25 protein-coding genes are annotated in these 26,997 nt (G+C 59.3%); 17 read left to right on the top strand and 8 right to left on the bottom strand.

What is annotated here, in order from left to right; translation table 11 throughout:
• The first annotated feature begins 27 nt into the window (after positions 1-27).
• From ABC336_RS16280 to ABC336_RS16320, 9 genes are all read left to right on the top strand, one after another.
• The gene (locus ABC336_RS16280) at positions 28-2,076 is read left to right on the top strand and encodes a catalase (protein ID WP_413239626.1); all 2,049 of its coding nucleotides are present in this window, start codon (positions 28-30) and stop codon (positions 2,074-2,076) included.
• Positions 2,077-2,222: 146 nt separating this feature from the next.
• On the top strand, positions 2,223-2,696 hold the full coding sequence (locus ABC336_RS16285; RefSeq protein WP_413239627.1) for a small multi-drug export protein: 474 nt from the start codon (positions 2,223-2,225) through the stop codon (positions 2,694-2,696).
• 88 nt (positions 2,697-2,784) lie between these two features.
• Positions 2,785-3,525 (top strand): hypothetical protein, encoded by a 741-nt coding sequence (locus ABC336_RS16290; protein ID WP_413239628.1) that lies wholly within the window; start codon positions 2,785-2,787, stop codon positions 3,523-3,525.
• Position 3,526: 1 nt separating this feature from the next.
• Complete coding sequence (locus tag ABC336_RS16295) at positions 3,527-3,946, top strand: GntR family transcriptional regulator (RefSeq protein ID WP_413239629.1); 420 nt, start codon at positions 3,527-3,529, stop codon at positions 3,944-3,946.
• Complete coding sequence (locus ABC336_RS16300) at positions 3,943-4,812, top strand: ATP-binding cassette domain-containing protein (protein ID WP_413239630.1); 870 nt, start codon at positions 3,943-3,945, stop codon at positions 4,810-4,812. The genes ABC336_RS16295 and ABC336_RS16300 overlap by 4 nt, the downstream gene beginning before the upstream one ends.
• 164 nt (positions 4,813-4,976) lie before the next feature.
• The gene (locus ABC336_RS16305; protein ID WP_413239631.1) at positions 4,977-5,441 is read left to right on the top strand and encodes a LytTR family DNA-binding domain-containing protein; all 465 of its coding nucleotides are present in this window, start codon (positions 4,977-4,979) and stop codon (positions 5,439-5,441) included.
• Entirely contained in the window at positions 5,434-5,838 is a 405-nt protein-coding gene (locus tag ABC336_RS16310; RefSeq protein ID WP_413239632.1) for a DUF3021 domain-containing protein, read from the top strand. Before ABC336_RS16305 ends, ABC336_RS16310 begins: the two co-directional genes overlap by 8 nt.
• A 13-nt stretch (positions 5,839-5,851) precedes the next feature.
• Entirely contained in the window at positions 5,852-6,775 is a 924-nt protein-coding gene (locus ABC336_RS16315) for an ABC transporter ATP-binding protein (protein WP_413239633.1), read from the top strand.
• A gap of 12 nt (positions 6,776-6,787) precedes the next feature.
• Complete coding sequence (locus ABC336_RS16320) at positions 6,788-7,936, top strand: ABC transporter permease (protein ID WP_413239634.1); 1,149 nt, start codon at positions 6,788-6,790, stop codon at positions 7,934-7,936.
• Positions 7,937-8,162: 226 nt separating this feature from the next.
• On the opposite strand, the gene ABC336_RS16325 is transcribed toward ABC336_RS16320, so the two are convergent.
• From ABC336_RS16325 to ABC336_RS16340, 4 genes are all read right to left on the bottom strand, one after another.
• The gene (locus tag ABC336_RS16325; RefSeq protein WP_413239635.1) at positions 8,163-9,203 is read right to left on the bottom strand and encodes an NADH:flavin oxidoreductase; all 1,041 of its coding nucleotides are present in this window, start codon (positions 9,201-9,203) and stop codon (positions 8,163-8,165) included.
• Between the two features lie 59 nt (positions 9,204-9,262).
• Positions 9,263-9,844, bottom strand: a complete 582-nt coding sequence (locus tag ABC336_RS16330) for a TetR/AcrR family transcriptional regulator (RefSeq protein ID WP_413239636.1) — start codon at positions 9,842-9,844, stop codon at positions 9,263-9,265.
• 102 nt (positions 9,845-9,946) lie between these two features.
• On the bottom strand, positions 9,947-10,510 hold the full coding sequence (locus ABC336_RS16335) for a GNAT family N-acetyltransferase (RefSeq protein ID WP_413239637.1): 564 nt from the start codon (positions 10,508-10,510) through the stop codon (positions 9,947-9,949).
• 100 nt (positions 10,511-10,610) lie between these two features.
• Positions 10,611-12,224, bottom strand: a complete 1,614-nt coding sequence (locus tag ABC336_RS16340) for a Na/Pi cotransporter family protein (protein WP_413239638.1) — start codon at positions 12,222-12,224, stop codon at positions 10,611-10,613.
• 205 nt (positions 12,225-12,429) lie between these two features.
• Here ABC336_RS16340 and ABC336_RS16345 point away from each other — a divergent pair, with 205 nt between their 5' ends.
• The 3 genes from ABC336_RS16345 (at position 12,430) to ABC336_RS31940 (ending at position 20,309) form a co-directional block, all read left to right on the top strand.
• Positions 12,430-12,750: an MGMT family protein gene (locus ABC336_RS16345; protein ID WP_413239639.1), complete on the top strand. Its 321-nt coding sequence runs from the start codon at positions 12,430-12,432 to the stop codon at positions 12,748-12,750.
• A gap of 133 nt (positions 12,751-12,883) precedes the next feature.
• Positions 12,884-16,993 (top strand): S-layer homology domain-containing protein, encoded by a 4,110-nt coding sequence (locus ABC336_RS16350; RefSeq protein WP_413239640.1) that lies wholly within the window; start codon positions 12,884-12,886, stop codon positions 16,991-16,993.
• A gap of 118 nt (positions 16,994-17,111) precedes the next feature.
• A complete protein-coding gene (locus ABC336_RS31940) occupies positions 17,112-20,309 on the top strand; it encodes an RHS repeat domain-containing protein (RefSeq protein WP_487247463.1) in 3,198 nt (1,065 codons plus the stop codon).
• 75 nt (positions 20,310-20,384) lie between these two features.
• Here the strand turns inward: ABC336_RS31940 and ABC336_RS16360 are convergent, their stop codons facing one another.
• On the bottom strand, positions 20,385-21,047 hold the full coding sequence (locus ABC336_RS16360) for a response regulator (RefSeq protein ID WP_413239641.1): 663 nt from the start codon (positions 21,045-21,047) through the stop codon (positions 20,385-20,387).
• A complete protein-coding gene (locus tag ABC336_RS16365) occupies positions 21,025-21,933 on the bottom strand; it encodes an AraC family transcriptional regulator (RefSeq protein ID WP_413239642.1) in 909 nt (302 codons plus the stop codon). Before ABC336_RS16365 ends, ABC336_RS16360 begins: the two co-directional genes overlap by 23 nt.
• Positions 21,934-22,055: 122 nt before the next feature.
• On the opposite strand from ABC336_RS16365, the gene ABC336_RS16370 reads away from it, so the two are divergent.
• From ABC336_RS16370 to ABC336_RS16390, 5 genes are all read left to right on the top strand, one after another.
• On the top strand, positions 22,056-23,111 hold the full coding sequence (locus ABC336_RS16370; protein ID WP_413239643.1) for a Gfo/Idh/MocA family protein: 1,056 nt from the start codon (positions 22,056-22,058) through the stop codon (positions 23,109-23,111).
• A complete protein-coding gene (locus tag ABC336_RS16375; RefSeq protein ID WP_413239644.1) occupies positions 23,108-23,965 on the top strand; it encodes a sugar phosphate isomerase/epimerase family protein in 858 nt (285 codons plus the stop codon). The genes ABC336_RS16370 and ABC336_RS16375 overlap by 4 nt, the downstream gene beginning before the upstream one ends.
• A 79-nt stretch (positions 23,966-24,044) precedes the next feature.
• Positions 24,045-24,941: a sugar phosphate isomerase/epimerase family protein gene (locus tag ABC336_RS16380; protein WP_413239645.1), complete on the top strand. Its 897-nt coding sequence runs from the start codon at positions 24,045-24,047 to the stop codon at positions 24,939-24,941.
• Positions 24,942-25,331: 390 nt separating this feature from the next.
• The gene (locus ABC336_RS16385) at positions 25,332-25,544 is read left to right on the top strand and encodes a hypothetical protein (RefSeq protein WP_413239646.1); all 213 of its coding nucleotides are present in this window, start codon (positions 25,332-25,334) and stop codon (positions 25,542-25,544) included.
• Between the two features lie 127 nt (positions 25,545-25,671).
• Positions 25,672-26,184, top strand: a complete 513-nt coding sequence (locus tag ABC336_RS16390) for a VOC family protein (protein WP_413239647.1) — start codon at positions 25,672-25,674, stop codon at positions 26,182-26,184.
• A gap of 151 nt (positions 26,185-26,335) precedes the next feature.
• On the opposite strand, the gene ABC336_RS16395 is transcribed toward ABC336_RS16390, so the two are convergent.
• Complete coding sequence (locus tag ABC336_RS16395) at positions 26,336-26,521, bottom strand: hypothetical protein (protein ID WP_413239648.1); 186 nt, start codon at positions 26,519-26,521, stop codon at positions 26,336-26,338.
• A gap of 2 nt (positions 26,522-26,523) precedes the next feature.
• Positions 26,524-26,991: a MerR family transcriptional regulator gene (locus ABC336_RS16400; RefSeq protein ID WP_413239649.1), complete on the bottom strand. Its 468-nt coding sequence runs from the start codon at positions 26,989-26,991 to the stop codon at positions 26,524-26,526.
• Positions 26,992-26,997: the final 6 nt, after the last annotated feature.

Genomic DNA, 26,997 nt, shown 5'->3' on the forward strand with positions numbered 1-26,997 from the left:
GCCAATCTGAACCAAGGGAGGAAGTGCATGATGAGCGATCGCAAGTCAGCCGTCAACCGCAAGCAGGAGCAACTGGAGCAGTACAAGGTTACCGATCAAGGTCAAGCCCTGACAACCAACCAAGGGGTGAAAGTAGCCGAGGACGAATTTTCCCTGAAGGCCGGAGAGCGGGGACCGACGCTGCTGGAGGATTTTCATTTCCGGGAAAAAATGACCCACTTCGACCATGAACGGATTCCCGAGCGCATCGTGCATGCACGCGGTTATGCCGCCCATGGCGAATTTGAGCTGTATCAATCCATGAAAGAATATACCAAAGCCGGATTCCTGCAGGATCCTGCGGTTAAAACGCCGGTGTTCGTCCGCTTCTCGACAGTAGCGGGATCGCGCGGTTCAGCGGAGACGGTGCGGGATGCCCGCGGCTTCGCCACCAAATTCTATACGCAGGAAGGCAACTATGATCTGGTAGGCAACAATATCCCGGTGTTCTTCATCCAGGACGCCATCAAGTTCCCGGATCTCGTACACGCGATCAAGCCGGAGCCGCACAATGAGATGCCTCAGGCATCGGCAGCGCATGATACGTTCTGGGATTTTGTGGCGAATAATCAAGAGTCTGCGCACATGGTGATGTGGGCGATGTCCGACCGGGCGATCCCGCGCAGCTACCGGATGATGGAAGGCTTCGGCGTACATACATTCAGGTTTATCAACGAGCAAGGACAAGCCCATTTCGTCAAATTTCACTGGAAGCCGGTGCTCGGCGTCCACTCCCAGGTGTGGGACGAGGCGCAGAAGATCGCCGGCAAGGACCCCGACTATCACCGCCGCGACCTGTGGGAAGCGATCGAGAATGGCGACTATCCCGAGTACGAGCTGGGCGTGCAGCTGATCAAGCAGGAGGATGAGTTCAAATTTGACTTCGACGTGCTCGACCCGACCAAGATCTGGCCGGAGGAGGATGTGCCGGTTAAGCTGATCGGCAAGATGACGCTGAACCGCAACGTCGACAATGTGTTCGCCGAGACGGAGCAGGCGGCATTCCATCCGGGCCATGTCGTGCCGGGCATCGACTTCACCAACGATCCGCTGCTGCAGGGCCGGCTCTTCTCCTACACGGATACGCAGCTGATCCGGCTGGGCGGGCCGAACTTCCATGAGCTGCCGATCAACCGGCCGGTCTGCCCGTTCTTCAACAACCAGCGTGATGGCTACGGGCGCCAGACGATCAACCGGGGCCAAGTGAGCTACCACAAAAACTCGCTGGCCGGCAACACGCCCGCTCCCGTATCGGAAGCCGAGGGCGGGTATGCCCACTATCAGGAGCGGGTGGAGGGTCACAAGATCCGCGCCCGCAGCGAGAGCTTCAAGGACCACTTCTCGCAGGCTCGGCTGTTCTGGAACAGCATGTCTGATCCGGAGAAGCTGCATATCATCCAGGCGTTCTCCTTTGAGCTGGGCAAGGTGAAGAGCAAGGATGTGCGGCAGCAGGTGGTCGACATGTTCGGCCATGTGAGCAGCGAGATGATGACCAAGGTGGCGGACAACATCGGAGCGAAGCCGCCGCAAGCGCAGGAGAGCACGGTAACCAAGGCTTCGCCTGCGCTCAGCCAGCTGAACACGACGATGGCGGCCGCCACGCGCAAGGTCGGCGTCATCCTGGACAGCGACGCGCCAACCGAGCAAGTGAGCGAAGTGCTGAAGGCGATGGGGCTGGCTGGCGTCCAGGCCGAGGTCATCAGCAGCAAGCTGGTGCCGATCCAGGGGCCGAACGGCCAGGAGCTGGAGATCGATCATACGTTCCAGACCGCGGATTCCGTCATCTTCGATGCGATCTATGTCGTGGGGAGCAGACGCGGCGACAAGCAATTCGAAGAGGAGACACGCTACTTCCTTCGCGAGGCCTTTGCCCATGCCAAGCCGATCGGCGCTTCGTATGCCGGCGAGGAGCTGCTGGAGAAGGAATCGCTCAAGGGCCAGCCGGGCGTTATTACGGCTTCGGCAGCCGAGGACTTCGCCCAGGAATTCCTGGGCGCTATCACCCAGCACCGCTTCTGGGAACGCGAGCTGGCTTAGTATTAGCAGCCAACTGCACAACCGTCAGAACCTTTCGGGGAATACCTCGTTACGGATCTGGCGGTTTTTTGTTGACAACATCAACTGTTTTGCTGTATATATTAATATATACACTATAACACAATAACAGTTGAGGAGTGGTTAACATGATAGAAGAATATCTTAGAGAATGGACGTATCTGGCAGTCTTTGTGCTTTCCGCGCTGCCGTGGCTGGAGTCCTCGGTGGTCGCCGTCCTGGGGATCGGGCTCGGACTGGATCCGATATGGACGACGGTCGCCGCGCTGCTCGGCAATCTGGTCGTGCTGCTGCTCGTCATCTTCTTGTTCGACCGGCTCCAGCAGTGGCGCCAACGCAGGCAGGCCCGCAAGGGCCAGGCTCCAGTCACGGAGAGCAAGAAGTGGAAACGGGCGCATCATATCTTCGTGAAGTACGGATTGCCTGGCCTGGCTGTGGCCGGTCCTTTGTTCATTGGCACCGAGATCGCCGCTGCCATCGCCATGGGACTGCGGGCGCCGCGCGGCCCGGTCACGTTCTGGCTGACGCTGGGCATGGTGTTCTGGACAGTATTGCTGGCGGTATTCGCCTATTACGGCATCGGTTTCATCCGCGAGGCCTAGGCGCTCCGGTACTCGTCCTGACTTTCGGAAATACAGCCAACCACGTATAATAGGGAACAGTGCTATGAACGGACAGGGGAGAGACTGCATGTTGGCTTATATCGGGAAGTTGACCTGGAATGAATTTAAAGCCCGGATCGTCACACTAATCTTAACGTTTATAGTATCCAGCCTGGTCGGCTGGATGTTCGGCTCTCATGTTGCCCGCGCAGTTACTGAGCAGCAGATAGGATCCACTGACTGGTTGCAGCTCATCAGTCCGCTTGATTTTGTACTGCTGGCTCTGCTGCCCTGGCTCGGGTCGCAAACCTTTACCAAGGAATACATGTTCTGGAGTACGGGCTTTGACGAGCCCTATCTCAAGCGCCTTCGTTTTTACCGGATGTGGGCAATTCCGACCGATGTCATAGCGTGGAGCCGCGTGCTGCATATGCTGATCTGCTTTGCGGTGGCCATGATTGGTTTCTGCAGCATGTTCCTCTTCGCCAGTCTGCCGGATCTGGGGAACCTCTGGTCAGCGGGAGACTATGCTGTCTTTCTGATGCTTTGGATCGGTTTTGCCCTGATCTTCAACGCGCTCAATCCGTATTTGGAGTTCGGCTTCAGCGGTAAGGCGGTGCTGCTCTATTCCTTAGTGTTCGTCATCAGCCTTTTTGCCATCATCGCCTGGGCGACTTATGCGCTGCAGCAGCCGATCTACAGCTGGACGATCGCTGCCTCAGCAGACCATCCGTGGCTTGGACCGGCAGTACTCGCGATCGGGGCTGGCAACGTGCTGCTGATCCAGAGATTGCTTGCTCGACGCCTGACCCGGAAGGGGTTGGCGTGATATGAGTGCTAAGGAAGCTCCGTTGCCGATCCAGCTCTCGGAGTACAGCCGGGAGCCCATCTATCACCAGATCGAGCAGCAACTGGCGGCTTTTATCGTCAGCGGCCATCTGAAGGCGGGAACCCCCTTGCCCTCTATACGGGCATTGGCTGGCGAGTTATCTTGCAGCGTGATTACCGTCAGTCGGGCCTATCAGAACCTGGAGCAGCGCAAGCTGATCCAGTCGGCGCAGGGAAAGGGCACTTTTGTAGCGGAGGTGCAGGCGGAGGAGAAACGGCAGGTAGCGGAGGATGGTCTGGAGCAGGCGTTCCGTGCGGCGATCGAGATGAGTCGTCGGCTGGGAAACGGGGATGAACGGACAAGGGAAGTTTTTGAGTCGGTAATGATGGACCGCAAGCAGGAGAGGGGAGATCAGTCATGACATCAGCGATTCCTCTGCGTATGCATGAGCTCGTCGCAGAGCGAGAGACATTTCGCATCGGACCGGTCAATCTCGTGCTGGAGCCGGGACTCGCCTACGCGCTGGTCGGTCCCAATGGGTCGGGCAAGACGACATTGATGAACATCTGTTTGAACCTGGCCAAGCCGCTCGGCGGCGAGCTGGAGATCTTCGGCGCTCCTTATGTGGGAGACGACGCGGCTATCAAAGCACAGATCGCTTATGCCCCGGAGCCGCTCATTGGCTGCGAGCCTTTCACACTGGAGGATATGGCCAAGATGATCGGCCGCTGGTACCCTGGCTGGGACGATCAGGATTTTGCCCGACGGGCTGCCGCCTTCCAGGTGCCGCTATCCATGCGGTACGGCAAGCTCTCGCAAGGCGACCGCAAGAAGGCTGCTCTAACGCTTGCACTGAGCGCCGGCACCCCGCTGCTGCTTCTCGATGAACCGACCAACGGACTGGATATCGCCGGGCGCGGCCACTTGAAGCGGATGCTGGCAGAGGACGCCGAAGCCCAGGAGAAAACCTTGCTCCTAGCGACGCATGCGATCGAGGATATCCGGCAGTTCGCCGATTATATCCTGCTGCTGCGGAACGGCCGGTTGGAAGGTCCCTTCGAGAAGGACGGTCTCGCCGCTGCATGGTCGCGCCTGTGGCTGGATCAGCAGCACGCATCAGTTACCGCGGATATCCCGGGTGCCGTCCAGTGGGGCAGCGAGCCGCTGCCCTGGGTCATGACCCGGAGCCGGCGCGAGGCGATCGATTATTGCCGTGACCGCGGCATCGGTATTATGCGTGAGCAGGCCATCGCCCTGGATGACATTTTGGAGAGACTGCTGGCGTAGATCCGCGCATACCCTTTGGCCCTATCAGCGGCCGAAGGGTTTTTGAACGTGCAGGACAGGACGCGTTTTCTACGGCTTGTGCATCGACACCTGCAGGTCATCCCGCCATCCGCGTCAGGTGAGCGCAGAGCAGGTACACTCTATATCAGAGGGAGTGGATCCCGTTGAAGATCAAAATCGATATTAGCGATGAACATGAGGAGCCGACGATTATCATCCAGGCCAAGGTATGGACGGATGAGCTGGCCGCGCTGATGAAGCGGCTCCAAGCTGCCGAGCCCCAGCGGCTGGTAGGTACCAAGGATGAACGGTCGATCCTCCTCGATCCGGCCGAGATCGATTATGTGTTCGCAGAGAAGCGCAAAGTGTTTGCGGTTCGGCAGCAGCAGCAGATCGAGCTGAAGATGAAGCTGTATGAAGTGGAAGAGCTGCTGCAGGAGAGCCGGTTTCAGCGGTTCTCCAAGTCGGTCATCGGCAATCTGGATCAGATCGACCGCTTCGAGCTTGTCTTCAACGGCAACCTTTGCGTCCATTTCAAATCCGGCAGCAAGGAATACGTCTCCCGGGGGTACGTGAACGAGCTGAAGCAGCGGCTGATTCTTGGAGGAGGTGGCAGAGGCGATGCATAACGTATTGTTCCGCATCATTGGCGGGTTCGGCGTTTCGTCCATTGTCACGTTTATTGCTCTTACCACTTTGCTGATTCAAGGGAAGAGCCCCGCTATCCAAGAGCTCTGGGTGCATGTGACATGCAATATGCTGCTCGGCATTACGTTTGGTCTTTCTTCTTTCCTATTCGAATATGAGCGCTGGAGTCCACTCCGGCAGCTGGCGACGCATTTCGGCCTGACGCTGACGGTGTTCTTCGCAGTCAATCTATGGGCCCAATGGATCCCGCTCCGGCCGCTGCCGCTGCTGATCGGTCTTGGTATCTATATTGTCAATTACACGATATCCTGGTTCGCCATCAGCTGGTACTATCGCAAGCAAGCTGAGGAGCTGAATCATACGATGAATCGAAAGTAAAGGAGATGAGGACATGTCGTGTGTGCTGGAAGTCGAGCAAGTCGTCAAAACCTACGGACAGACCCAAGCACTGCAAGAGGCGAGCCTGCAGGTCAGAGAGGGAACATGCTTCGGCTTGCTGGGCCCCAATGGCGCCGGCAAATCGACGATGATGAAGCTGATCACCGGCATCCTGCAGCCGGATCACGGCAGCATCCGGGTGCTGGGCATGCAGAACCGCAAGCAGATCGAGACGATCCGTCGTCAGGTCGGCTATGTCCCGCAAGAGATCACGCTGCATGATGAGCTCAGCGCCATGCAGAACCTCAAGTTTCTCGGCCAGATGCACGGGGTCCGGGGCGCAGCGCTGCAGCAGCGGCTGAACGACGGTCTGTCGCAGGTAGGACTCTCCGAGCGTGCCAAGGATCGGGTGGGCAGCTACTCGGGCGGGATGAAGCGCCGGGTCAATCTATTGGGGGCTCTGCTCCATCAGCCCAAGCTGGTCATCCTGGACGAACCCACTGTAGGGATCGACCCGCAATCGCGCCATCTGATCTTCGAGATGATCAAGGCATTGCGCAGCCGCGGCACGACGATCATCTACTCCACCCATTACATGGAGGAGGTCGAAGCGCTGTGCGACGATGTCGCCATCATCGACCATGGCCGGGTGATCGCCCAGGACAGCCTGCATGGTCTGCTGGATCGGCACGCGACCCGCGCAGTCTATGTCGAGGCAGAGGGTCTGGAGCTGGCGCCTGAGGTGGCCGGTGCCAGCGAGGTCGCCGCCAAGGGGCGGGGCTGGGTGCTGCAGAGCGAAGAACCGGTGGCGGTAATGGAGCAGCTCGCTGCCCGGCTTGGCGGGGAAGGCAGGCGTGTCCGCGCGCTGGAGCTGCTGCATCCGTCGCTGGAGAGTGTCTTCCTGAAGCTGACCGGCACGCAGCTGCGAGACGGATAACGAGGAGGCGAGATGATGATAACCACCATCTTGAATAAAGAGATTTTACTGCAGCTCAAAGACAAATCTGTGATCTTCTGGCTGTTCATCCTGCCGATCGTCTTCATCGTCATCTTCGGCTCCATCTTCGGCAGTGCAGGCACGACTACGTATACCGTACCTTACTATGACGCGGACGAGTCCGAGCAATCGCGTCAATTCATCGGTATCCTGGCAGAGATCGACGGCTTCGAGCTGGAGCAGGATACCGGGCTGACGCAGCAGGAGCAGCTGGCACAGATCAGTGAAGGCAGCCGGACGATGCTGCTCGTCATCCCGGAGGGGTTCGGAGCGCGCATGGAGAGCGGCGAGCAAGCCGAGGTCGAGCTGCACCGCGATGCTACCCAGGATGCCGCGGTCGGACCGGTGATAGGCGTCCTGGAAGGTGTCGCGGGGCGGTATCAGGAAGAGAAGCTGAGGGCGATCATGACCGAGTATGCTCCGGCCGATGCGGTCGAGAGCATCCTGGCCGCGCCGGTCGTCGTCAGCGATATTCGCGAAGAGGCTGCGCAAGGCGATCCGATGGCGCAGATCGTGCCTGGCTATACCGTGATGTTCGTCTTCTTCGGGATGATCTCGATGATCACCCGCTTCCTGAAGGACCGGAGCTCCGGCATGCTCTCCAGGCTTCAGGGCACGCCGATGAAGCCGCACCATTATTTGACGGGAATGTGGATCCCGCATATCCTGATCGTCTTCATCCAGTCTGCCGTGCTGCTGGGCTTTGGCCGGATCGTCTATGGATTGGAACTGGGCAGCCTGCCTGCAATAGCCGTCATCGTCCTGGGCCTCTCGATCTGCGTCACCGGACTCGGGCTGCTGCTGTCGATGCTGGTACGGAGCGAGAATATGGGCCTGGGACTCGTGCAGGTGATTGCGCTGGGCGGCGCCGTTCTCGGCGGACTATGGTTCCCCTTCGAGATGCTGCCCGGCTTCGTGCAGACGCTCGGGCAATTTACGCCGCAGTATTGGGCGCAGCAGGGCATGCAGGAGGTTATGCTCCGTGGCGGGGGCGTCGGCGACATCTGGTTCAATATCGTGATCCTGCTCGGCTGCGGGGCGCTGGGACTCGTACTGGCTGTGGCCGCGTTCCCGCAGTTTGCCCGCAAAGCGGCGAATTGACAGCGGTGCGGCACTGCTGCTGGCGGGACCGCCCGAGATAACGCCTCGTACGCGTGCTTCTAAAGCGCAAACAAGAAGAGCGCCCCCAACAAGTCGGGGCGCTCTTTGCGCGTGCGGTAAATCTGGTGGGATTAACCTAGCCGACGCGCCGCCTGCGCCTTCGCTTGGCGGCACTGCCGAGAGTGAGCAGCGGGTACCAGCCGGTCCACAGCAAACCGGCAGCCAGTCAATGCAGCGTCTGCAGCGCCTCGGGTCCAAAAGAGCTCAGCTCATCCGTGCGTCCTTCACGAATCTTGGCTGCCCAAGCCGGATCCTGGAGCAGCGCACGTCCGACAGCGACGAGATCGAACTCGCCTTGCTCCAGACGCGCCAGCAGACGGTCGATGCCTTCATGGGCCGCGCCCTGACCCTCCGCGAAGAGGCGGGTGAAGTCGCTGTTCAGACCGACCGAGCCGACCGTGATCGTCGGTTTGCCCGACAGCTTCTTGACCCATCCGGCGAAGTTAAGCTGCGACCCTTCGAACTCCGGCTCCCAGAAGCGGCGGGTCGAGCAGTGGAAGATATCGACACCGGCTGCGGTCAGCGGCGCCAGAAATTGCGCCAGCAGCTCAGGCGTCTCGGCCAGCTTGGCGGTATAATCGCTCGACTTCCACTGGGACAAGCGCAGGATGATCGGATACTCCGGTCCTACCGCCTCGCGGCAGGCAGCGACGACCTCGGCGGCGAACCGGGTGCGGGCCAGCATGCTGCCGCCATATTGGTCCGTACGCTGGTTGGTCTGCTCCCACAGAAACTGATCGATCAGATAGCCGTGCGCGCCGTGCAGCTCGATGCCGTCAAAGCCCAGCCGCTTGGCGGCAGCAGCCGACTCGGCAAACTTGCGGATAATCCCGGCGATCTCCTCCTCCGTGAAGTGGTTGACGTCGCCATGCGTGCCCATATGCCAGATCTGCGGGACGATCTTGCCGCCCGCGGCATGCACCCCGTCGACCACTCGGGCCCAGCCGGCCAAGGCAGCCTCGCCATAGAAGTGGGGCACTCCCGGTTGGTTGGAGGCTTCGGGATGGTCGATGACCGTTCCTTCCGTGACGATCAAGCCTACACCGTTCTCTGCCCGGCGCCGGTAGTAGTCTGCTACATTTGAACCGGGGATGCCTTCGGGGGAGAAGGCCCGGGTCATCGGCGCCATGACGATGCGGTTGGGCAGGTGAAGCGGACCTGCAGTGAAAGGCGTAAACAACGGTTGAACGGATGCTGTAATAGACATATAAACCTCCAGAATTGTAATTTTTCTTGACTATGTAGTCAAAAATAAAGCAAAAAAAATTAGGGCGCGAGCAGTGCAAAGGCCGTAGTCAGTATCGCACTGATCTGGTGCTGCGGCGCGCCTGTCTTCTTCATGACCTGGGCGCCCCGCAGGACGTTGGTCAGGTGAGCGGCCAAGGCCTGTGCCGTGTGATGACGAGTTATCCGCTGGTGCTCCTGTCCGCGCCGGATGATCGTCTCCAGGCTGCGCTCGGTCTCCGCGAACATAATCTCGACTTCATGCAGCACCTCGGCATCCTTGTTGCCGAACTCAAGTGCCGTATTGATCATGAGACAGCCCTTGCACGAGTCGTCGCCGCTGCCCAAGACAAGATCGCGGACGGCTCCCAGCTGGTGCAGCGGATCAGCATCCTGCTGCAGGGCCAGCTCTTCCAGCCGCGAGCAGCTCTGGTCGCGGTACAAGGCGAGCGCCTTGAGGAACAAGGCTCTTTTGTTGTCGAAAGCGCCGTATAGGCTCTGTTTCTTGACGCCGGTCGTCTCTGTAAGGTCGTCAAAGCAAGTCGCCTGATAGCCCTTTTCCCAGAATACATCCATACATTGGTGAAGCGTCTGCTTCACATCGAATTCTCTTTGTCTGCCCATGGAGCAACAATATCATTTCTTGACTGAGCAGTCAAGATATAATGAAGAGAGAGCATCCTCTCTGAAAAGGATGCTCAGGTCGATGCGCAGACATGCAGCAAGCTATTTTTTCCAGACGTCAGCGTACTCCGCATTGCGCTGGAACTGGACCTGGACATAGGAGCAGGCCGGGATAATCTTCTTGTTCTCCATGCGCGCGGCAGTCACCACGCGCTGGAGCAGGCGCTGGGCGATATCGCGGCCGCGATATTGCGGCATCACGTAGGTGTGATCGGCTGCCCAGGTATGCTCGTCTACCGGCGTGTACGTGATCTCGCCTACCAGGCCGTCCCGGCCGTGGATGACGAAGCCGTTGCCTTCCTTCGTCATCTCGAACCGCTCGGCCCGCGCGTCGGCATCTGCCGGCCCGTCGGTCTCGAAGGACTGGCGGAGCTCGTTCAGATTTTCTTTGGTCTCGTGCCTCATCTCATTCATATTTGTTTTTGCTTCCTGCAGCGAGCTGCTTAGATGTTGTTTCGTATCCTTGAGCTCGCCCAGCGTTTCTTTGACATATTCCGCTGATTCCTTGGCTTGCTCGATGGTGTTCTGGATATCGCCTTTGATCGCATCGGTCGTTTGCTTGATATCATTTATATTATCCTGCAATTGCTGAATGGTTTTTTTCATGATGGAACCTCCTCACATGTAATTAAGGACGTATCCATCTTTACCCGATTTTGTGCAATTATACACATCCGGTACCGACATAGCTGCATTTCGCCTGCGATTAGTCCATTTTGAGGACATGCTCGGCAATGTTTTTGCTATGGTCGCCGACCCGCTCCAGATTGCTGATGATATCCAGGAAGATGGCGCCGGAATTGCCGGAACACAGATTTTGATTCAAGCGCTGGATGTGAGCGGCCCGGAAGTCCCGTTCCATCCGGTCCAGCTCCGCTTCGCAGGCCAACACTTCATCGGCTACCTGCTTGTCGTCATGCTCCAGCGCATAGATCGCCTTGCCGACTGTCTGATCTGCCAGCTCCAGCATCTGCCGGAGCTCCTGCTCCGCATCTTCGGAGATGTCGACTTTGTTCTCGGTGCAGAACTGGGTCAGCTCGACGATATTCTCGGCATGATCGCTGATCCTCTCGATATCGTTTACCGTGTGCATGAGGCCGGTTGCCCGCTCGGACTCGGTCTCCGGCAAGCCTTTCTGATGGATCTGCACCATATAATCGGTGATTTTGCGCTCCAGCTCATTGACCAGCTGCTCCTTCTGCAGCGCTTTACCCGCCATTTTAATATCCTTGCGGAAGAAATACTCGGCTGCATCCTGAAGTGCTTCCTGCGCGAACTTGCCCATCCGCAGGATCTCATGCTGTGCTTGTCCCATGGCCATAGACGGCGTAGCGAGCAGGCGGTTATCCAGGAACTTGGGCGCGAACTCCAGCTCCGACTTATTATTGGGCACCAGCTTCGTCACAATCCATGCAAGGAAAGGCACCAGCGGCAAGAAGATCAGCGTGTTCACGCTATTGAAGAGCCCGTGGGCGTATGCAATCTGCATCCGCACATTGACATCTTCGGCAATCCACATCACAAAATTGTACACGAGAGGAAGAGCAAACATGAAGATGATCACGCCAAATACGTTGAAAACCACATGAACCAATGCAGCGCGTCTGGCAGCTACCGTCGCACCGATGGAGGCGAGCACGGCCGTTATCGTCGTACCGAGATTGTCCCCGAACAGGACGGGTAGGGAATGGCGGAAGCTGATCATACCTTCGTCGGCCAATGTTTGCAGGATCCCGATCGCTGCACTGGAACTCTGAACAATAATAGTAAACAGGGTGCCGGCAATCATGCCCAGGATAGGGTATTGCGACATATCGACGATGAATCCGGAGAACTCCGGAAGCTTGGATAGCGGCTTGAGCCCGCTGCCCATCGTAGACAATCCAAGGAACAGCATGCCGAAGCCCATGACGACTTGACCCAGATAATTGACCTTTTGATTGCGGATGAAGAAGAGCAAAAAGGCCCCCGCCCCGATGATGGGCAGCGCGTAGGACTCGATCTTGATGCCCACGATAAAGGCCGTCATCGTCGTGCCGATGTTGGCCCCCATCAGCACGCCAATCGATTGCCTAAGCGTCATCAGACCGGCGTTGATGAGACCGATCGCCATCACGGTTGTCCCCGTCGATGTCTGGATGAGGATGGTGACGACGATCCCGAACAGCACACCCAAGAAAGGGTTGGACGTATACTTCGCCAAGAGCCCCCGCATTTTGTCGCCAGCGGATTTCTGGAGCCCGTCCGACATGTATTTGATCCCGAACAAGAAGATTCCCAATCCACCGATAAATTTAAAAGCTACATCCTGCCAATCCACTTGCTCTCCTCCTGTTTGCGAAAAGAATGTTTTTTCATACCTTCCTATTATAGATGAGTTTACGAAAGGTTAATATTCTTTTTCATAAAAGATGTCGTCGAAAGATGAAAAAATCCTCATTTTTTGACGAAGGCCGATTTTGAGCCGTCCATGACATGATATAGTGTTCCCAGAGAAACGAATGTTGAACGAGGAGACTGATCAGATGCAGCCCTTTACAATGAAGGTAGTCGAAATCATCCGCTCCATCCCTCCCGGAAAAGTGATGACCTACGGGCAGATTGCCGGCGCCGCGGGCCAGCCCAGAGCGGCCAGGCAGGTCGTGCGGATCCTGCACAGCATGAGCGAGGCCCAGCGTCTGCCGTGGCACCGGGTCGTCAACCGGCTCGGTGAGATCGCCCTCTCCGATCCCGATGGACGGATGAGCCAGGAGCTGGCGCTGGAAGCTGAGGGAGTCGAGGTCCATGGCGGGCGGGTCGAACTCAGCATCTATCGGCACCAGCCCGCACAGCCAGATTCGCTATAAGCGGCTGCTGCTGTCCCTGGGCCTTGAGTCGCATGACCGAGTCATCCCAAAGTGATGACGATCTCCATGACTATGTTTCGCTATGCTAGTAATAGCAATGGAAACATATGACAAGCGGAGAGGATGACGAGTTGTGCGTCGTTGGTACAAAAAACAAGTAGTCGCGTTCATAGCCTTCATGCTGCTGTTCCATACGGTATTCCCGTCTGGAGGAGCGGTGCTGGCTGCCGCAGGGGGCGCGACGTGGCAGGACGAGGTGCCTCAGTGGGCGCAGGAGGCTGCAGCTGAGCTGGCGCAAGCAGACATATTCAAGGGCTACGAGGACGGGACATTCCGGCCGCATCAGACGCTGACCCGCGCCGAGCTGGCTGCGCTTCTGAGCCGACTGGCCGAGGCCGCTGGGCGGCAGCCGGCGCAAGAAGCCGCTGCGTTCCTGGATGTGTCCGGTCAATGGTTTGCTGCCGAGATCGCCAAGGCCTCACGGCTGGGACTGATTGCAGGCGGGCCTGACGGATTGTTCCGGCCGCTGGCGGCAGTGAACAGACAGGAAGCGGCTGTGATGCTGGAGCGCCTGCTGCAGCCGGAACCAGACCGGAGAGCCGCCTTCCGGGACAGCGGAGCGATCCCCTCGTGGGCCGTCGCCGCAGTGACCGCGCTGGCTGCCGCCGGTGTGCTGACGGGCTATGAGGACGGGACGTTCCGGGGAACCGGGCGGTTGACGAGAGCCGAAGCCGCGGTTATCGTCTATCGTGCTTGGCAGCGGCTTCAGCCGACTTCGCCGGAGCCCCGCCCGGCGATTATCGTCCGCGGGGCCGACGGCGCGCTGCTGGCGAAGGCTGAGGTAGCGCTCCATGCGCCTGGCAAGCGGGGCTACCTGCTGCGCGGCGTAACGGATGGCGCCGGGAGGTTCGAGCCGGCGATTCCTTGGGGGACGTACGATGTCTATGTCACGGGTGCCGGTGAGATTGCCTATCGCAAAGCGTCGCTTACCAAGGAAAGCCCAATAGTAGAGCTGGCTTCCAAGCCGGCCGCGATATTGGCAGGCGCGGTGAAGCAAGCCGACGGCCGCGCCGCACCGGGCATGATAGCCGCCTTCATGGCAGAGCCTGTCTTTTATGCTGTTGCCGAGCTGGACGGGACCTTCACAGCGTATGTGGAGCCGGAGCAGGTCTATCAGTTGAGCCTGATACACGATGCGGAGATAAGGGAGCAAGTGGCGCGCACCGGCAAGCCGGAGCAGGCGCTGCAGGGGGAACGCAGCCTGGCTGCCGTGGCGCTGCTCGATGGCGGAGATGCCGAGGCTTGCGGCTGCAGCCAGGCGCAAGTGCAAGAGACGTTCCAGGCGCCTAAGGCCGGGCAACGGCTCCAGATAGGGACGCTGCTGGTTAACGGCCAGCGGCCGGCTGTGGCTGGAGGCGGCATGACAGGCGGCGGGTCGAGCCAGGATGTCACTCCGCCAGCAGCGCCGGCGGGCTTGACTGCTCAGGCGCTGGACGGGGCCGTGAGGCTGAGTTGGACGCCGGGCAGCGAGAGCGACTTGGCCGGCTATCGGCTGTACCGGTCTGAAGATGACGGAGCCAGCTGGCATGAGGACGACCGGATCGGCTTGTCGTCTGCTTATACGGCTCAGGGCCTCTCTAACGGCACGGCGTATGTATTTGAGCTGACAGCCGTGGATGCGAGCGGCAATGAGTCGTCCCGCTCCAATCGGGTCCGTGCGGTGCCGGAGGCGGATCCTGCCGGCCATGTGCCGCCGGACGACCCTTCCCGTGTGGCCACTCAGATGCCTGCGAGCGGCAAGCCGCCCTTTCATGCAACGGTAGACTTTCTCTACCAAGGGGATGACCCGATCCAGACCGGCGTCGCGAGTGGCGCCATCGCAGAGGACAGCGCAGCGGTGCTGCGGGGCAGGGTGACGGATCCCGGGGGCGAGCCGATCGCGGGCGTGACGGTATCGGTGGTGAACGAACAGCGTTGGGGACAGACGCAGACTCGCTCCGACGGCAGGTTCGATATGGTCGTCAACGGCGGTGCTTTGATGAAGGTAAGTTATGAGAAGCAGGGTTACATGCCCATTTATCGACAGGTTAATACGCAGCCGCTGGACTATATCGTCGTGCCGGAAGTGGTGCTTACACCCTATGACAGCAAGGTGACGGCGATTGAATTGCAGGAGACGGAAGAGCTTCAGGTTGCGCAGGGCAGTCCGGTCACGGATGAGCGGGGAACCCGGCAATCCACGGTTGTCTTTCCGAAGGGCACGTCTGCGGTGATGAAGCTCGCAGACGGGACGGAGGTACCGCTGCCCGGTATGAACTTCCGTTCGACGGAGTATACGGTTGGCGACCGCGGACCGTCGGCGATGCCGGGCGAGCTGCCGGCCTTAGTAGGTTACACGTACGCCGTTGAGCTGTCTGCGGACGAGGCGATCGAGGCCGGAGCGGTCGAAGTGACCTTTAATCAGCCTGTGTATCACTATGTAGACAATTATCTGGACTTTCCTGTAGGCGGGATCGTACCCAATGGCTATTATGATCGTCAACTGGGCCAGTGGGTCCCCGCCGATAACGGGGTCGTCTTGAGCATAGTTGGACTGGAGGACGGCACGGCTCTGATCGATATCGACGGAGACGGCGCCGCCGACAGCGCGGCAGCACTGGCATCCATCGGCATGGACGAGGAAGAGCGGCGGGCGCTTGCAGAGCTGTATGAGACCGGCGTCAGTCTGTGGCGCGTGCCGATCCCGCATTTTACACCGTGGGATCACAACTGGCCCTTTGGACCCCCGCGGGATATGCGGCAGCCGCCCGACAAGCGTCCCAATCCGAGGAAGCCGCTGGAAGAGACAGATCCTTGCGAGCAGCCGGGCTCCATCATCGGCTGTCAGGATCAGAGTCTGGGGCAGCGTATCCCCCTTGTTGGTACGCCGTATACGCTCAATTACCGCAGCAACCGGACGCCGGGCTACAAGGAACGTTCCCGACTGGAGATCCCTGTCAGTGAAGGGGATATTCCAGCCTCGCTGATCGGGATGAGCGTCAAGGTAGCGATCGCGGGCAAGGAGACGGAGGTGTCGTTTCCGCCTGTTCCCGCTACAACCTACAACTTCGACTGGGATGGTAAAGACGCATACGGCCGCATGATAACCGGAAGTCAGCCGTACACTGTAACCGTAGCCTATGAATACAGGCTGGAGTACTACGAGAGCAGCGACGAATTCGTCCAAAGCTTCGGGCGTTTAGGCAGCGGGACGACGATCGGCCGGAGTAACAACACAGTTACCTCGACCCGGATATGGCGCGGCATGCTGGAGTCTCCTGCCAATCCGTACAGGGAGAGCGGCATCGCCGGCTGGAGCCTGGACCCGCATACCGTTTTCGACCAGCTGGCCGAGTCGGCTTACATGGGCGACGGCACCAAACAAGGGAAAAAATCAGCGGAGTACAAGGAGATCAGTCTGCGAGGCAATCCGGTCAATCCGGACAGCGTCATCATCGATCCGAATTTCCGCATCGAATATTTCGATATGGGAGAAGGTGCGGACCGGGGCCGATATTATATCGGTGCCCGCAACACCTACCGCATGTTTGTCAAGCGGTTGTCCGACGGCACGTTGACCAAGGTCGCCGAATACGACAACGGATCGTCCATTACCGCGCCTGCAGCGGATGGAGACGGCAATCTGTACTTATTTGACGGGCCGTCTAATGATCATGCGCAAGCGACCTGCCGATCGCCAGTTCATGCGCATCGCAGGTACGACGCTAGCCGGTTCAAGGACGGAGCCATTGACGGATGGAGCCATGGCGCTGGAGCAAAATCTCGCGGACGTGTCGCAGATGGCTCCGAGCCCGGATGGATCGCTTTATTTCCTGTCCTATCCGAGAGTCCGTACCAATCACCCCAATTTGTTCGCTCAACATACGCTGTACAAATTGACGCCGGATGGCCGGATCCATGTCATGAACAACCCGCAGGTAGTCGGTGGCACGGAAGGTCAGGCCGACAAGGACGGCATCGGAGGCGTCGAGCACATAGTCGTCAGCCGGACTGGCGAACTCTACATCCTGGACAGTACGATAACATCGGGGCAGCTCCATACGCGGATACGCAAGGTCAGCCAGGACGGCTCATTGTCCGTCGTGGCGGGCAGCATGAGCGCTCCGACACACGCGATCGCGGATGGCGTCCCGGCCGCAGGCGCGTCATTCCGTGCCCTGCATTTTCATCTGGACCGGCATGATCGGCTCTACTTTCAGCGGTGGAATCAAAATGACAATCATACCTACCGCGTGCTTGCGGACGGCATGATCGAGAAGCTGGAGCTGCCGGAGCCATTGAGCGGCGGCGCGTACACGAGCATGGGGTTGTGGGGGATTACTTCCGATGGAGATCGTATCTACAGTGCGACCAAGAGTACGATCAGCAACAACCAGTATTTTCAGATTTCGGACGGTGAGCAGCCGCCGCGGTTTACCGTCGATGACGGCCTGCGGCAGATCGAGCTGGATCCGGAGTCGGGTCTGCACGCAGCGACCGTCCATGCCTTGACCGGCAATGCCTATCTTCATATGCGCTATGACGAGGCAGGACGTCTGACGGGCATCGAGGACAGCGACGGCAATCTGCTCCGCATCGAGCGCAGCGCCGAGGGCATCCCGCAGGCCATCGTCGCGCCGGGCGGCCAGCGGACGACGCTGACCGTCGATGCGGACGGCCAGCTGACCGCCGCGGCCAACGAGTTGGGCGAGGCTTATACGATGAGCTATGCTGCGGGCGGTTTGTTGACTCGGCTGACCGAGCCCGAAGGACAGACCAGCGAATACGTATACGACGATTCGGGTCTGCTCGTCGAAGCGACGAATCCGGCAGGCGGCGTGAAGCGGCTCGCCCGGACTCAGCTTGCGGACGGCCTGAAGGTCGATTACACGGATACGGAAGGCCGTACAACGTCCTACGTTACACGTGTCACTGCAACCGGAAGCCAGCGAATCACGACCGACCCGGGCGGCGCGCGGACGACGGCGACCAAGACCAGGGACAGCGAGCGGATCGAGCTGCCCGAGGGTACGGTCATCACGAAGCAGTTCTGGCCCGATCCCCGCTGGGGAATGGAGGTGCCCGTGCTGCGGGAGCTGCGGGTGCAATCGCCGGAGGGCCGGACGACGGTGTATAACGAGGCCAGAGCGATCGAGCTGGATGCCGGAGGCGCTTTGGCGAAGATCACGTATACGAACCGGATCAATCAGGCGCCATCGACAGTCGTCTACGAGGCGGCTGAGAAGCGGTTTACCGAAACATCCGCCGAAGGCGATGTCGTCCATACTTATCTGGATGACAAGGATCGGGTCGTGCGGGAGGAACGCCCGGGATCCGGCATGCCGCCGCTGGAGATGCAGTATGACGAACGCGGCCGGCTGACCAGGCAGACCAAAGGCAGCCAATTCATCGCGTATACGTATGACGACCGGGGCCGGGTCGCTTCCGTCACCGACGCCTCGGGTGCGTCGAAGCAGTACAGCTACGATGCCGCCGACCGGCTCGTGTCGACCCAGACGCCGGGCGGCAGGCAATACGGCAAAACCTATGACGGCAGCGGCAATTTCACGGGATTGACCATGCCGGACGGCACGAGCTACAGCCAGCAATACGGGATCCTGGGGCAGTTCACTGGTTTCGGGGCCAGCGGAGAGGCGCCATGGACCACCCTCGAGCACGGCAGCGGCGGCATGCTGAACCGCTCCACGCTGGCCAGCGGCCGGTCGGTGACCTATGTCCGTGAAGAGTCGGGAGATAAACGGCTTACCGGCCTCCATGACGAGGATCTGATGCGCAGCTTTACCTATACCGACGCTACGGACCGTGTCGGTTCGATCCAGACGATGGACAGCGGGGGCGATGCGCTGCAGCGCATCGAGTACAGCTACGACGGATCTGATGTCAAGGAGATGCGATGGGCAGGGAAGGCGGAAGGTCAGTTCAGCTATACGTACGATGCGTTGTCCCGCCTGACGGGCATCGCTTCCGTGCTGACGGCAGCCGATGGAGGTGCGCCCCGGACGTACCGGTTCGATACGCCTTACCGCTGGGACAGGGACAACGCGCTCATCCAGTCAGGCCCCTTCCGCTATACGCGCACAGGACCGGAGGGACGGATCGATACGATTCAGGACGGCACGCTGAAGACCGAGGTGAGCTACACAGAGCAAGGGCGTGTCCGGGAGCTGATCTACACAGTAGCAGAACAAGTGGTGTACAGGGCCGCGCACGAGCATGATCTGAAGGGCGTGCTGACGAAACGGACGGTGTCGACGCCGCAAGGCATAACGGTCGATACGTATGTCTACGACCAGGACGGCCAACTGCTCGAGGCTGCGCATACCGGCCGCGACGGGGAGACGCGGCGGGAGAGCTACACCTACGACAGCAACAAAAACCGCCTCTCCCGCGAGATGACCGGCGCAGGGAGAACGGAGCTGGCTTATGAAGCCTACGATCGGCTGAGCCGGGTCGGGGAGGTCGGGTATGTATTTGACGCAGACGGCTACCTGACGAATCGAGGCGCAGACGAGTTCCATTACGGGTCCAGGGGCGAGCTGCTCGAGGCGACGATCGGCGAGACCTCATACAGCTACACCTATGATGCGCTCGGACGACGCACGGCCCGTGAAGGCGGACAAGGGACGATCCGGTATTACTACGGTCATCCGGGAGCGCTGCAGACGGTTACGGCCAGCATCGCCGCCGACGGCGCGGCAACCCAGTATTACTACAATGAGGAAGGACTGCTGATCGGATTCGAACGCGGCGGCAACCGGTATTATGTAATTACGGACGGCGTAGGCACGCCACAGCAGGTGCTGGACGCCTCCGGCACAGTGGTCAAGGAGCTGGCCTACGACAGCTACGGGGTGCTGCTCTCCGATTCCAACCCCGGACTGGAGCTGCCGATCGGCTTCGCCGGCGGTCTGGAGGACCGGGAGACGGGCCTCGTCCGATTCGGCGCCAGAGACTACGATCCGGCAGCCGGCCGGTGGACCGCCAGGGACCCCATCCTGTTCGAGAGCGGTCAGGCGAACCTGTACGCTTATGTGAACAACAATCCCGTCGAATACCGCGATCCGTGCGGGCTGTTCTGCGTCGGCTTCACCGCTTACGAAGGGATCGGCGGCGGCGGCAAGGTATGCATGACCGACGATGGCGTATCGGCATGCGGAGAGATCGGCTTCGGTATTGGAGGGGGGCTGGAAGTGAACCCGATTGAGGATCTGTCCAAGGACGGTCTGTCCCTCGAAGCGACGGCCAAGGCCGCGTTCGGTCCGGCGTCCCTTACGCTGGGAGTCAAGCTGAAGGATCGCTTCCGCGGCGGCTGCCTGGATGCGGATCCCATCGCCAAGATCGGCTTGGGGCCGATCGGTTACGACATAGCCGACAGTAAAAAGATTGGCGTCAAAGGGGGGGCGGATAAGCTGGGCAAGTCGGTAACGGACCTGATGAAAGCCAACGCCAAGGCCGAGCTGGCGCTGAAGACGAAAGCCTGCGTGTCGCATCGCTGGTAAAGCGGATGAAAAGCATGGACTCGTCGGCTGAATTGCCATCTGGCGAACGCCGGATCTGCTCGCAAAGGGGCAGCGTCAGGGCGAAGTCAACTCCCGCAAAATACGGACCGCCTGCGAACGGTCGCTGCTGCCGATTTTTGCATAGATGTTGCTAACATAGTTTTTGACCGTACCTACCTGCATATACAGCATCTCAGCTATCTGCCGGTTGGTCCGGCCTTGCAGCATGAGCCGGATGATCTCGCGCTCCCGGTCGGTAAACGCAATGCCTGACGACTTGAGTCGCGAGATCGTTTCGGATGGGGGTGCCCACTGGGCCATGCGGTGCAGCCGCTGTGCCAGTTTGGCTGCGATCACAGAAGGAAGCATGTACTCGCCGCGTGCCGCATCGCGGATCGCGGCGAGCAGCTTGTCCCCTGCCATATCCTTCAGCATATAGCCCACTGCTCCACTCAGCAGACTCTCGATGATCATATCGTCATCTGCGTAAGTAGTCAGCATCAACACGACGCTATCGGGAAGGGCTTGTTTGAGCTGCCGTGCGCAATCAATCCCGTTCATGACGGGCATCTGGATGTCCAGCAGGATCAGATCCGGCTGCAGCTCCAGGCAGAGCTGCAGGGCTTCCTCTCCGTTCCAGGCCGTCCCGACCACTTCCATATCGGCTTCCAGGTCGATAATCGTCTTAAGCCCCATCTGCATCAGAGGCTGGTCTTCAGCGAGCACAACCCGGATCATGGACGGTGTCTCCCTTCAATAGTCGTTTTCTTGCTTCGGACGGCGAGGTCTGCTTGATCTTCTTGAAGGTGCGGCTGAAGTAGTAGATGTCGCGGAAGCCGACGTCCAGCGCGATCTCGGAGACGGTCATGCCGGTGTTGTGCAGCAGATACTCGGCCTGGCGGAGCCGGATCTCGTTGATATACTCCGTGACGGTGCGGTCGGTGAGCTCCTTGAATACCCGGCTGAAGTGAAACCGGCTCAGTCCCGCATGCTCCGCAAGCTGACCGACAGTCAGCTCCTGGTCATAGTGAGCTTCGATATAGTCCAGCACCGGCTGGAACCGTTCGAGGTGATGGCGGCGCTGCTTGTAATCGCTGCGAGGCAGACGGGCAGACACATGCCTGCGCAAGAGCAGCGTCATCATGCGGAACAGATGGGATTTGACGGACAGCTCGTAGCCGAGCTCCCGCTCCCGCAGCTCCTGGATAATCGAGTAGATGCAGCTGTTGATTTCCTCGTCCGCAGGCAGTTTATTATGAAACACGATATGGTTGCGCGTAATCGGCGTGATAAACTTGGTCTCCACGGCGTCCAGGGACGCGCTGTGCAGCAGCGAAGGATCAAGAATCATCACATAATAAGACAATTCTTCGGATAGGCTGAAGCCGTTATGGAGATCATGGCTGTTAAGGATAACCAGCTCGCCCTCGCTTGCCGTCAGGCGGTCCGAATTGCACTCCACCGCGAGCGTGCCGCTTTGGATGAACAGGATCTCCAGATGTTTGTGCCAGTGCGTGGGGAACATCACTCTGCCGTAGCCATGGGCCTTGCACAGATTGACCTTGATGGGGAAGTCGGGATCGGGCATGTCCATCGGCTCCTGCAGAGCCAGTGGCTTCTTCATCGTATAGCCTCCTCGAACAGCACAATTGTGCAAATGTACAGCAGTCTACGTCATGGAGACGTTCACCTCCTAATTATATGATAAAGGCATAGTCTAATGCGAGCAGGAGGAGATTATTGGTCATGAGTCGATTCAAAATTGGAGTCATCGGTGCAGGGTCCATCTCGGATATGCATATGGGTGCTTATAAGAACAATCCGGAGACGGTAATCTACGCCATCTGCGATCTCAATGAGGAGCGCGCCCGCCAGAAAGCGGAGAAATATGGGGCTTCCCATGTCTATACCGACTATCATCAGCTCCTGGCCGATCCGGAGATTGACGCTGTCAGCATCTGCACCTGGAATGACACGCATGCGGAGATCAGCATCGCGGCCGTCCAGGCAGGCAAGCATGTGCTCGTCGAAAAACCGCTCTGCCGCTCCGTAGAGGATGCGCTTGAGGTGCAGAAGCAAGTACGCGCGTCGGGCAAGCTGCTGCAAGTCGGCTTCGTGCGCCGCTACGACCCGAATGTCCAAATGCTGCGTACCTTCCAGGACAACGGGGAATTCGGCGAGCTTTATTATGCCAAGGCATCGCTGATCCGTCGTCTGGGCAATCCCGGCGGCTGGTTCTCCGATGTGGAGCGCTCCGGCGGCGGACCGCTGATCGATATCGGCGTCCATGCGATCGATCTGTGCTGGTACCTGATGGGACGTCCGGCCGTCAAGTCAGTCAGCGGCAACACGTATCACAAGCTGGGCAACCGCGCCAATGTCAAAAACCTGTCGTTCTACAAAGCGGCCGACTGGAATGCGGATCATAATACCGTCGAGGACATGGCCAACGCCCTCATCCGTTTTGAGAACGGCGCGTCCCTGATGGTCGACGTCAGCTTCACGCTGCATGGCAAAAACGAGCAAACCATCCGATTGTATGGCGAGAAAGCGGGCATCGAGATCGAACCAGCGGTATCGATCATTACGGAGAAGTACGATACGATCCTGAATATCCAGCCGCAGACCGACCATAGCGGCTTCCAATTCGAGGCGGCCTTCCAGGCGGAGATCGACCATTTCGTCACTTGCCTCGCTAATGGCACTGAGCCGATCAGCCCCGTCGAGGACGGTGTCGAGCTGATGCGCATCCTGCGCGCCATCTACGAATCGGCGGAGACCGGCAAGGAGGTGCAGCTGTGAAACTGGGTATCAGCACCTACAGCCTGTTCGGCGCGACCAAGACCGGCGAGATGAGCGTCCTGGACGTCATCGATTATATCGCGGACATCGGCGGCGAGCATGTGGAGATCGTCCCGCTCGGCTACACACTGGCAGATAACCCTGAGCTCGTGCAGCAGATCCGGGAGCGCGCAGCGGCGCGCGGTCTGGAGATCTCCAACTACGCGGTCGGCGGCAACTTCAGCGGGAAGTCAGCAGCGGAGGTAACGGAGGAGATCGAGCGCCTGAAGGGTGAGGTCGATGCCGCGGCCGCGCTGGGTGTCTCCCTGATGCGCCATGATGTCGCTTCATCGCAGGACATCTCGATCGCGCATTTCCTGGAGGAGCTGCCGACGATCGCCAATGCCTGCGCTGAGGTGGCGGACTACGCCGCAACCAAAGGCATCACGACAAGTGTGGAGAACCACGGCTATTACGTACAAGCCAGCGACCGCGTACAGGCGCTGGTCAATACTGTGAACCGACCGAACTATAAGACGACGCTGGACATCGGCAACTTCATGTGTGCCGACGAGAATCCAGTCGCAGCCGTGGCCAAGAACATCGGGCTGGCCTCGATGGTTCATCTCAAGGACTTCTACCTGCGTCCGGCAGCGGATAACAAGGGCGAAGGCTGGTTCAAGACCAGCCACGGCAATTATCTGCGCGGCGCCATCGTCGGCGACGGGGATATCCCGATGCGCGAAGTGCTGCGGATCGTCAAGGAGTCAGGCTATGACGGCTACCTCTCTATCGAGTTCGAAGGCATGGAGGAGTGCAAGCGCGCGACGAAGATTGCCCTGGACAATGCGCGGGCGATCTGGGAGAGCGTCTAAAGTCATCGCAGCTTGCGGCAAGGATCGATAGACATGCGGATGGACAACCGCACACTACTACCCGGAAGGAGCATGCGCTATGAGTGCAATCTATAAGCATAAGATTGGTGTTATCGTCGATAGTTTCCGTCTTGGCGTCAAGGAAGGCCTGATCAAGTCCAAGGAGGTCGGCGCGGACGGCGTCCAGATCTATGCGGTCAAAGGAGAGATGGACCCGGCCAACCTGAACACAGCGGCGCGCAAGGAATGGAAGGACTTCATCGGCTCGCTCGGTCTCGAGATCTCGGCACTGGTCGGTGACCTCGGCGGTCACGGCTTCCAGGATGCCGCGGCCAATGCGGCGAAGGTCGAGAAGTCCAAGCGGATCCTCGATCTGGCTGTGGAGCTCGGCACCAACGTCGTGACGACCCACATCGGCATCGTACCTGAGGATGAGAATGGCGCGATCTACGAAGCGATGCACAAGGCTTGCGACGAATTGAGCAGCTATGCGACGTCGATGGGCGCCTACTTCGCGATCGAGACCGGCCCGGAGCGCTCGGCCCATCTCAAGCATTTCCTCGACCAGCTCAGCTCCAACGGGCTGTCGGTCAACTTCGACCCGGCCAATATGGTCATGGTGACGGGCGACGACCCGGTCGAGGGCGTCTACAACCTGCGCGACTACATCGTCCATACGCATGCCAAGGACGGCGTCCAGCTGCGTCCGATCGAGCCGCGCGACGTCTATGGTATGCTGGGCTACGATAAGAACTCCGGCATGAACCACGAGACGATGGCGACCATGGTGGAGGAAGGCGAGGCATTCCGCGAGGTGCCGCTCGGCGAAGGCTCCGTCGATTGGCCGGCCTATCTGGCTGCGCTGACGGACATCGGCTACAAAGGGTACCTGACCATCGAGCGCGAGGTCGGCACCAGCCCGGAGGCGGATATCTCCAAGGCGGTTCAGTTTTTGAAGAAGCTGCAGCAGGGTTAAGTTTTGCGAGCATGCGGGGACGTCCCAGGGTCTGATGGACCTGGGACGTTCTTTTTTTGCGTTGCGAAAGATCGGGCGTGTCTCCGGGAAGGAACAGGTCCGGCAGCTGCCGGAGCGTGGTCACGTGTGTGCTGCGCGCTGCAACGAACCTTTTTTCCCTTACAGCGTCCGCACCCGCCTCGCCGCCTGCTGCAACGAACCTTTTTTCCCTTACAGCGTCGCGGCGGGGGAATCGGCGAGCAGTAGCGCACTTTTCTTCCCTTACAGCGTCGCGGTGAGGCGATCGGCGTGCTGCAACGCACTTTTTTTCCCTTACAGCGTCGCGGCGGGGTGATCGGCGAGCAGTAGCGCACTTTTCTTCCCTTACAGCGTCGCGGTGGGGTGATCGGCGTGCTGCAACGCACTTTTCTTCCCTTACAGCGTCGCGGTGGGGTGATCGGCGTGCTGCAACGCACTTTTTTTCCCTTACAGCGTCGCGGTGGGGTGATCGGCGTGCTGCAACGCACTTTTTTTCCCTTACAGCGTCGCGGCGGGGGGATCGGCGTGCTGCAACGAACCTTTTTTCCCTTACAGCGTCGCGGTGGGGTGATCGGCGAGCAGTAGCGCACTTTTTGCAGCGGCTCAGTCGCACTGCGCATCACTGTCGGGGTGTCGCCTTTTTCCAATACAGCATGCTGCCGAGATCTCTATAATGGAGTCGATATAATATAACTCTGGGAGGGGAATGAGGATGGATAGTCACACGCATACAAAAGGTGTCACAGGCAAGCACACGGAGCAGGGAAAGCCGCACGGCTACACGGCGCTGACGCCGTTCGTCGTCGTTAGCAATCCGGGCGAAGCGATCGCCTTCTACGAGACGGTATTCCAGGCCAAGGCTAAGAATGTAACAGAGATGGGCGAGGGAGATGGCCGGATGATCGTCCATGCGGATATCGATTTTGGAGACGGGTTCTTGCAGCTCGGGGCCGCCAATCCATCCTACGGTCTGGTGCCGCCGCCGGGGGAAGGCAATGCCTGTTACTCCTTGGCGATCTACGTGCCTGATGCGGACGAGGCGTTCGAACTGGCCGTGGCTCAGGGAGCGACCGTACGAGAGCCGCTGGCCAATTTCGTCTCGGGCGACCGCTATTGCAGTATTCTGGATCCGTTCGGTGTTCGGTGGTCGATCATGACTCGCGTCGAAGATCTGTCTGAGGAAGAGAGCTACCGCCGAGTGGAGGAGTGGAGCAAGGGGCAGTAAAGTCGGAGCACCCTGTGTATCGCAAACTTGTCCATAACCCTCCTAACACGTTCGGAGGCAGTAGGGCAGTAGGCTCGGTTCGTTCGCGGACACAGTTGCGCCTATATTAGCACAATCGCAGTCGTTCCGTTATTCGCCAACTTTAGAGCCTTTAAGGCGCGTTCTGCGGCAAATAGCGGATCGTCTGTCCGCCAGGGGCTCCCGAAGCCGTTAATCGTCCCATTAACGTATCCGGTGTCCGCACATTCTGGATCCTTATCCCCCGCTGCACCAGCTCATGGACTGGCGAGTGACACTGCCGAGCGCTGTATAATTGCTTCGGAGTTGCCAGAGTCAAGACTACGAGCCCGGCTCTGGCAGGCTGCCAAAAGCCACGGTCCGCTTCGGCACCGCTGCTGTCGAGCACACGCCACGACCCGCGACCCCGGCCGCCAGCCTGTCGTCGATGACAGCTACGACCTGCTGCAGGGAGGCGATCTGCTGCATGATGCGCTCGCGGTGATCCAGCATCAGCTCGTAGAGCTCCGGGTAGTCCGCGTCAGGGCCCAGGTCTGCTTCCAGGAAGGGCTTCATCTCCTCCAGCGGCATCCCCGTTTTCTTCAGACAGACGATCAGCTTCATCGTATCGATACTCTCCTTGCGATAGGCCCGGTGACCGCTTTCCTTACGGTCAGCTCGCGGGAGCAGGCCGATTTTCTCGTAGTAACGAATGGTGTCCGCAGGCAATCCCGACTGCTGCGCCGCCTCTTTGATTGTATAGGCTGGTTCGGTGCTCGTTTTCTCCATCATGTGGACACTCCTACTCATAGCAGA

Source organism: Paenibacillus jepli (genome assembly GCF_047238105.1).
In the GTDB taxonomy this organism is placed as follows: domain Bacteria; phylum Bacillota; class Bacilli; order Paenibacillales; family Paenibacillaceae; genus Paenibacillus_D.

Bases quoted from the DNA above. Each gene is read 5' to 3' on its own strand.
- ABC336_RS16280 (WP_413239626.1), top strand. From the start codon at position 28: ATGATGAGCGATCGCAAGTCAGCCGTCAACCGCAAGCAGGAGCAACTG.
- ABC336_RS16285 (WP_413239627.1), top strand. From the start codon at position 2,223: ATGATAGAAGAATATCTTAGAGAATGGACGTATCTGGCAGTCTTTGTG.
- ABC336_RS16290 (WP_413239628.1), top strand. From the start codon at position 2,785: ATGTTGGCTTATATCGGGAAGTTGACCTGGAATGAATTTAAAGCCCGG.
- ABC336_RS16295 (WP_413239629.1), top strand. From the start codon at position 3,527: ATGAGTGCTAAGGAAGCTCCGTTGCCGATCCAGCTCTCGGAGTACAGC.
- ABC336_RS16300 (WP_413239630.1), top strand. From the start codon at position 3,943: ATGACATCAGCGATTCCTCTGCGTATGCATGAGCTCGTCGCAGAGCGA.
- ABC336_RS16310 (WP_413239632.1), top strand. From the start codon at position 5,434: ATGCATAACGTATTGTTCCGCATCATTGGCGGGTTCGGCGTTTCGTCC.
- ABC336_RS16315 (WP_413239633.1), top strand. From the start codon at position 5,852: ATGTCGTGTGTGCTGGAAGTCGAGCAAGTCGTCAAAACCTACGGACAG.
- ABC336_RS16320 (WP_413239634.1), top strand. From the start codon at position 6,788: ATGATGATAACCACCATCTTGAATAAAGAGATTTTACTGCAGCTCAAA.
- ABC336_RS16325 (WP_413239635.1), bottom strand. From the start codon at position 9,203: ATGTCTATTACAGCATCCGTTCAACCGTTGTTTACGCCTTTCACTGCA.
- ABC336_RS16330 (WP_413239636.1), bottom strand. From the start codon at position 9,844: ATGGGCAGACAAAGAGAATTCGATGTGAAGCAGACGCTTCACCAATGT.
- ABC336_RS16335 (WP_413239637.1), bottom strand. From the start codon at position 10,510: ATGAAAAAAACCATTCAGCAATTGCAGGATAATATAAATGATATCAAG.
- ABC336_RS16345 (WP_413239639.1), top strand. From the start codon at position 12,430: ATGCAGCCCTTTACAATGAAGGTAGTCGAAATCATCCGCTCCATCCCT.
- ABC336_RS31940 (WP_487247463.1), top strand. From the start codon at position 17,112: ATGGGGTTGTGGGGGATTACTTCCGATGGAGATCGTATCTACAGTGCG.
- ABC336_RS16360 (WP_413239641.1), bottom strand. From the start codon at position 21,047: ATGATCCGGGTTGTGCTCGCTGAAGACCAGCCTCTGATGCAGATGGGG.
- ABC336_RS16365 (WP_413239642.1), bottom strand. From the start codon at position 21,933: ATGAAGAAGCCACTGGCTCTGCAGGAGCCGATGGACATGCCCGATCCC.
- ABC336_RS16370 (WP_413239643.1), top strand. From the start codon at position 22,056: ATGAGTCGATTCAAAATTGGAGTCATCGGTGCAGGGTCCATCTCGGAT.
- ABC336_RS16380 (WP_413239645.1), top strand. From the start codon at position 24,045: ATGAGTGCAATCTATAAGCATAAGATTGGTGTTATCGTCGATAGTTTC.
- ABC336_RS16390 (WP_413239647.1), top strand. From the start codon at position 25,672: ATGGATAGTCACACGCATACAAAAGGTGTCACAGGCAAGCACACGGAG.
- ABC336_RS16400 (WP_413239649.1), bottom strand. From the start codon at position 26,991: ATGAGTAGGAGTGTCCACATGATGGAGAAAACGAGCACCGAACCAGCC.